We start from the raw sequence: 6,844 nt of genomic DNA on the forward strand, positions 1-6,844 counted from the left end.
GCCATTGACACCCTGCGGCCCACGGCCAACATCGTGGTAGCCGAGGGCACACTCAAGGCCGGACAGACCTCGCTGGTGACGATCACTTTCAGCGAGGCAGTGACCGACTTCACCAACACCGACCTCAGCGTAACGGGCGGCCGCCTGTCGCCGGTGCAATCCAGCGATGGCGGCAGCACCTGGACGGCCACGCTCACCCCCCCGGCGGGCACGGCGTCCACCGGCAACACCATCACGCTGGACAACACCGGCGTGCAGAACGCGGCTGGCAATGCAGGCAGCGCAACCACAGGCTCCAATGCCTATTCCATCGATACGCTGCGGCCCACCGCCAGCATCGTGGTGGCCAACGCTGCCCTCAAGACCGGCCAGACGTCGCTGGTGACCATCACCTTCAGCGAAGCCGTGACCGGCTTCACCAATGCCGGCCTCACCATCGAGGGCGGCAGCCTGTCTCCGGTGCACAGCAGCGACGGCGGCATCACCTGGACAGCGACCTTCACGCCGGCTTCGGGTACGGAGCAGGCCAACCAGTCCATCACGCTGGACAACAGCAGTGTGTCGGATGCCGCAGGCAACGCAGGCAGCGGCACCACCCGCTCCAATACCTACACCATCGACACGCGGGCCCCCACACTGCAGACCAGCACGCCCCTGGACGACGCCATCAACGTCAGCCCCGGCGCCAACCTGACGCTGACCTTCAGCGAGAACGTCGTCGCAGCAGAAGGCCTGGTGGAGTTGCGCAAGACAAGCGACAACACGCTGGTGGAGCAGTTCGACGTGACCACTGGGGAGGGCAGCCTGCACGGCACGCTGAGCATCCAGGGCTCCACCCTCACCCTCAACCCGCATGACGATCTGATCTACGACACCGGCTACTATCTGCTGGCGGAGTTCGGGGTGGTCAAGGACAGTGTCGGCAACTACTTCGGCGGTATCAGCGCGCCCACGGCGCTCAACTTCCAGACGGTCTCAGCGCCTTCGGGCGGCGGCGCTCCCGTGGTGCCGCCTGCCACCGCCATCGATGGCGTGCAGGTCACCACACAACCCGGGCCTGGCGGCTCCACCGTGGTCACCGTCCCTGTGGTCGCGCCCGAGCGCGCCGAGACACCGGGCACGCCTTCGCCGCTGGCCGACATTCCCCTGGTCAAGGCGGTGGACGGCCATACCGTCATCGGCGTGAGCTTGCCCGTGGGCGTGGGCCTGCAGGCCGAGAGCATCACTACCACTGGTACGGCACAGCTGGCCGAACTGCTGTACCGCATCGAACGCGTCGCGGGAAGCGGTGACCAGGCGCTGCTGCGCTCTGGTGAAGCCTTCACTGCCGCGCTCAATTCCGCCGAACCGCTCACGGTCCAGGTCCTGCAGCCCACGCCCGGAGCAGGCTTCAACCCAGCGGTGCCCCTGGTCATCACCGGCAGCACCTTGGCCGCCGACGGCAAGCAGGCGATCGTGCTCGACGCGCGGGCCCTGCCATCGGGCACGGTCATCCAGGTCGACAACATCGACTTCATCGCCGTGGTGGGCAGCGTGCGCCTGATCGGTGGTGCCGGCCAGAACGTTGCCAGCGGCGACAACGAGGCCCAGTGGATCGTGCTGGGTCCGGACGACGACATCATCCACGGCGGTGGCGGCAATGACGTCGTCGGCAGCGAAGGAGGTGATGACCAGGTGTTTGGCGATGCCGGGGACGACACCGTGTTCGGCGGTGCGGGCAACGACATCCTCTCGGGCGGCACGGGCAACGACCACCTGAACGGCGGCACGGGTTTCGACGTGGCGCTGCAGGCGGGCAAGCGGGCCGACTACACCATCACCCTGGAGGGCGCCGGCATCAAGATGGTCCACACCGCCACTGGCGAGACCGACTGGCTGGTCGACGTGGAGCAGGTGCGCTTTGACAGCGGCCCCATTCTCACCATCGCGCACAGCGCCGCAGAGGAAGCCGCCGCATTCCTCTTCTCCAAATGGCTGGGCCGTGACCTCACGCAAAGCGAAGGCGCCATCATTCAGACCTTGGAAGGCCACAGTGCCGAGCAGGTGGCGAGTCTGTTTGCGCAAGTCTTTCCCACGCAGACCGCGGGCAAGACGCCGGCGCAGTTGCTGGAGGGCCTGGCTGCGGCCGGAGCGATCCGTGTGGATGCTATCCGCGAGGTGACGGTGACCGGCGATGGTGGCAACAACACCATCACCCCGACCCTGGGCCTTGCACGCTATGTGGATGGGGGTGCGGGCACCGATACCGTGGTGATCCCCGCCAGCCTGGGCCAGACCCATGTGCAGCACAACGCCAATGGCAGCTTCACGCTACAGCGCCTGACCGATGGGGCCATGCTGGACGTGAGCAACGTCGAGCGCGTGGACTTCAGCGACACGAAACTGGCGCTGGACTTGAATGGCCACGCGGGCCAGGCGGCCAAGCTGCTGGGTGCGCTGGCGGGCCCCGCGGCCCTGGCCAACAAGGGTCTGGTGGGCGAGGCCATTCGCCTGCTGGATGCCGGCATGGGCGAGCAGGGCCTGGCCCAGCTGGGCCTGCAGGCCCTGGGCGCGCAGACGCCGGCCCAGGTGGCGCAGCTGCTGTGGACCAACGTGGTGGGCCGTGCAGGCACGGCGCAGGAACTCACGATCCTGACCGACCTGATCGGCAGCGGCGTGACCGCCAGCGAGTTGGCGGTGATGGCTGCCAGCCTGGACCTCAACGCCACGCGCATCGACTTGGTGGGCTTGACTGCCAAGGGGATCGAGTTCGCCTGATCGCCAGACTGCCCGCGATTCCGGGCGCTGTATGCCTCATGACGAGAAGCCCGCCGCGCGCGGGCATTCTTTTTAGTCGAGATGGCCAGCATGCACTGCTGCGCAGGCATCAGGGAGGCTGCGGCAGCTCTCTAGTTGCGCATTTTCAGATTTGGCTGTGCACGCAGTCGGCAGCGCATGCACGTGGCAGCACACAGCAGGGCTGACGCACAGGGGGTGATCGAGGAGTAATGCGGACACCTACCAGGTTCATGCGGCGTCAACGTATGCTGCTCGGCTATTTGACACCGCAGGCTACTGGCATAGAATTCAAGCTTGACGTGGAGTGGGGCGCTATAGGTTGCCCAACGCCCTCAGAGCGTGCTCTGCTTCGACACCGTGGCTCAGCCATTGCCCAAGAGCCTCCCAGCTGGGGAGCAAAAATAATCAGCGTTTCCAGCCTGGACCTCGTCCAGCGCATTCAAGCCTGGCGGACCATCATTCCGCAGGGAGGGTGGTTCGCCAATCCAGATGTGTGGATGTAGCGCCTGGCCACCGCCTTTCCCAGACTCAGTCCGGGGTGGAGTGTGAGGATCAATTTGCGACGACAGGATTTCCCTGCCGTTTGATGTCCTAGCTGGGGACTGCGAAACAACCAGCAATTCCGAGCGTCCTTTTGGGGACGCTCTCAACCCTTGCGGGCACTGCTGTCCCGCTGGGGCCGGTGCCTGCTCTTCCATAGGAGACAGGATATGAAAATGCAATGTGCAAACGGCCCAATCCCTGCGGCCGAGCCGGCAGTGGTCGACAAGCTGAAGCGACTTGCCATCTCGTACTTCGAGATGCGCGAGGCCTCGTCAGCCGCCTTCAGAGCTGGCGACGCAGCTCGCAGTATTGGCTCGTCTGTGTTGGCACACAATGCGGCCGTGAATTTCATGAAACTCGCATCGCTGGCCACCACGGATGCCGCAGTGGCGCGTATGCGTGCGATGAAACGGGAGGGTGCTCTTGAGCCAGCAGCCGGTTGGCCAACGCAACGAACCTTTGAGGTCCTTGGACATGGATTCGATGGCGCCACTTCGGCGACGGACGATCGCGTCTTCTGGGTCAAGGCCAGGTCTTCGGTCCACGTGTGGGCTGCGCTGGCTGGAAGCCGCGCTTCTTTCTTTGAGACTATTGATGGGGATGAGGACGTGGACTTTCAGCTCCCGCAGGATGCAGAAAAGCTCAAGGCGGCGCTTGCTTTGTTCGAGCCAGCGTCAGTTTTCGAGTGCGTGTACGAGAACGTGCGTGTGGTCGTCTATGGCCATGGTGGAACGGCCAACGCCATTTCTGCATGGGAAGGCGAGGCCACTGAGCCGTTCGTAACCCTCCAGCAGCAGGATGATGGAAGCATCACCCGCCTGGCGGTTCAGTCTGACGGAGGCTCTCCAGAGCATGACGATTCCCACGAAGTTCTGGCTGCACGGCTTGTGCTCAGACAGGATAGTGGCGCCCCGGACAGCATCTTGCGGGGCTTCGATGTCGTGCGCGCTGGCGAATCCGAAAACACGGCCCTGACCATGGGCATGCCGGCACTCATACCGCCGGCGACTGCCATCGTTCCTGCCGTCACGGCGAAGGCGTTCCGCGCCGACGTTCGCCCCGAAAACTGGGAGACCCTGGCCGCATCCATACAGGAGGTGGCGCAGGATGTTCCTGGCGATCTGGTTGATGCCGTTCGCAGAGGCGTGATCGCACCTGCGCAGCTGATCGAGTTGGAGCGCGGACTAAACCATGTCGCCTCCTGCACTTTCAGCGGTTGGCAGCGTGCCCGTGCCTTCGCGGTTCTGGAGTCCATTGCCAGCTACCAGACGCCACGGGAGGTGACACATGCCTGAGCATTCAAGCACAGTGTTGCGGTCTGAGGTCCTGGCTGGATTGCGTGACCAGGTCCTTCGGCGGCTGAATGCCTACAGCAAGCAACCTATCGAGGAGATCGAGGGGTACGTGATGCTGGTTGGGCGCGAACCATCCACGAACCGCGGAGTGTTCATCGTGCCGGGTAACTTCGGACGTGCAGACTTCAAAGCTGCGTTCGCGGAGATCCAGGCTGCTGGGCTCAGCACCCACGAAATGTGTGTCTTCGGTCAGACCGCTACTTACAGTGGGCGAATGATCGACTTCACGAAGTTCGAGGATCTAGGCCTGCGTTCATAGCTGGAGACTTCCCATCGTCTTCTAGCCAAGAGAGCCCCAGTCGAGTCGTCATACTCTTTTGGGGCTCATCATTTCAACCATTTGTGAGGAGATCTTCCAATGGACACGTACAACACGAAGCTGACCGTCAACATGGTCGGCGAGCTGCTCATTCGTGCCGCCGCTGCAATCGGCAGGCTATCCCCGCAAGAGCAGGCCCAACTGGCAGCTGCTACGGATGGCATGCCCGCTGACCTGGCGAAGGCACTCAGCAGCTGCGCGGCGGCAAGCGAGTCCGTGCGCAAGAGCCTCAGGACTCATCCTCCTGCAGGCTTCGGGTTGCCACTCGCGCACCACAGCGAATAGAATAGAATCAGGACCTCGTGCGCATGCGCGAGGGTTTCCCAAAGTTCCCACCGGGGTCTTTGGAAAGCTTTCCTCCGATCGGCTCTGCCATCGGCACATGCTCCTAGCTGAGGAGTGGAAACAATCAGCATCAAGAGCACAGGGTCCCCCCGTGCATTCAACCCCAGCGGGCCATTGTCCCCGGGGACAGTGGTCTGCATTTCCTATGGAGACCACCACATGACTCAGCTGTCGCCCACCGGGCACGTCACACCCCGCGATCTTTCCGATTTCGCAGCCTACGCGCCGCAGGACCAGTCCTACCTCCAGGCCCACGACTATGCCAACCGTATGGTCAACAAGCGTGAGATTCGAGCGTACTCAGTGACCTGGTGCGCTGACCGGGGCAGACTCATCCACGTCAAGTCCGACCAAGGCTGGAATCCCGACCCTCTTTTCGAAGAATTTCCCCGGGACCATCATCCCGGGCCTCCAAACTAACTCTGCCACCATCGGGCGGAGCAGTTGATTGCCAAGCACCTCACCTCGCTGAGGGTGCTTGCCCAAGTGCCTACCGGGCGCTTTGGCAAGCATCAAACGCATTGGCTAGTCCAGTGTTTGTAACTCCCAGCTAGGGAGTCAAAAATCTAGCAATTCATTCCTCCGTGTTCCGGAGACATCAACCCGCCATGGGACGCGACTCCCATAGGGGGAGATCGCGTGCATGGTTTTTTCCAGGAGATAGACCATGACGACAGCAGAGAAAATTTTCGCGTCCTTCAAAGCACAGGCCGCGAACAAGGAGGCTACCGGGGTTTCGAAAGACGACATGTTTAAGATTCCCTTGGACAGCTTGCTGGAAGAGGAGGGCTTCAATCCTCGCAATTACGACGACCCCGATGTCGAAGCCCAGATCGAGGGGTTTGCCAAGGCCTACGATGATGGTCAGTTCGTTCCACCTCTGGTGGTGCGAATTGATGCGTCGACTGGCGAGTTCTTCGTGGTTGAGGGTCACCAGCGACTGCGCGGCGCCAAGCGCTCGCGCGCTCGGGGAGGCCAAATCGATCGCCTGACGTGTGTTCCTTTTCGCGGGAACAACATCGATCGCCACTACGTCAAGCACACCAGCCAAAACGGTCTGAAATTCAAGCCCGTTGCAGCTGGCCGCGACTACATCGCCCTCCTCAACATGGGGCAGACAGTTGCGGACATTGCCAAAGGTGTACACAAGGAAGTCTCGTACGTGGAGTCGCTGATTCTGCTTGGCGAGGCAACTCCTGATGTCCACGACTTTGTCAATCGAGACGTTGTGTCTGCGACCGTAGCCATCGACCTGCTGCGCAAGCACGGGGAGAAGACCGGCGAGATCCTTCGCGCCAAGTACGCCGAGGTGAAAGCCAAGGGCAAGAAGAAGATCATGCCTGCGGACGTGCAGGAGCAATGGATTCCGCCCAAGAAGATCACGACGGCGATCTACTCCTCGCTGAACCCGCTCTACGAAGTGGTAGCCAAGCAACCGGACCTGATGGCACTCCTCGAACAAAGCGAAGCTTTGAGCGAAGAGGCCTTCCAGGGCAAGACGGTG

5 protein-coding genes are annotated in these 6,844 nt (G+C 62.4%); all 5 read left to right on the top strand.

Annotated elements, in window-relative coordinates; translation table 11 throughout:
* Positions 1-2,757: Ig-like domain-containing protein (locus ACK59X_RS16955; RefSeq protein ID WP_409959030.1), on the top strand; the 2,757-nt coding region annotated here is incomplete at its 5' end.
* A 731-nt stretch (positions 2,758-3,488) separates the two neighbouring features.
* The gene (locus ACK59X_RS16960; protein ID WP_409959032.1) at positions 3,489-4,616 is read left to right on the top strand and encodes a hypothetical protein; all 1,128 of its coding nucleotides are present in this window, start codon (positions 3,489-3,491) and stop codon (positions 4,614-4,616) included.
* The gene (locus tag ACK59X_RS16965) at positions 4,609-4,935 is read left to right on the top strand and encodes a hypothetical protein (protein WP_409959034.1); all 327 of its coding nucleotides are present in this window, start codon (positions 4,609-4,611) and stop codon (positions 4,933-4,935) included. The genes ACK59X_RS16960 and ACK59X_RS16965 overlap by 8 nt, the downstream gene beginning before the upstream one ends.
* Before the next feature lie 99 nt (positions 4,936-5,034).
* Entirely contained in the window at positions 5,035-5,280 is a 246-nt protein-coding gene (locus tag ACK59X_RS16970; protein ID WP_409959036.1) for a hypothetical protein, read from the top strand.
* A gap of 727 nt (positions 5,281-6,007) precedes the next feature.
* A partial coding sequence (locus ACK59X_RS16975) for a hypothetical protein (RefSeq protein ID WP_409959038.1) occupies positions 6,008-6,844 on the top strand: 837 nt, incomplete at its 3' end.

Source organism: Acidovorax sp., from assembly GCF_046339755.1.
In the GTDB taxonomy this organism is placed as follows: Bacteria; Pseudomonadota; Gammaproteobacteria; order Burkholderiales; family Burkholderiaceae_C; genus Acidovorax.

Excerpts from the sequence above, each read along its gene's own strand:
- ACK59X_RS16960 (WP_409959032.1), top strand. The coding sequence starts at position 3,489 with ATGAAAATGCAATGTGCAAACGGCCCAATCCCTGCGGCCGAGCCGGCA.
- ACK59X_RS16970 (WP_409959036.1), top strand. The coding sequence starts at position 5,035 with ATGGACACGTACAACACGAAGCTGACCGTCAACATGGTCGGCGAGCTG.
- ACK59X_RS16965 (WP_409959034.1), top strand. The coding sequence starts at position 4,609 with ATGCCTGAGCATTCAAGCACAGTGTTGCGGTCTGAGGTCCTGGCTGGA.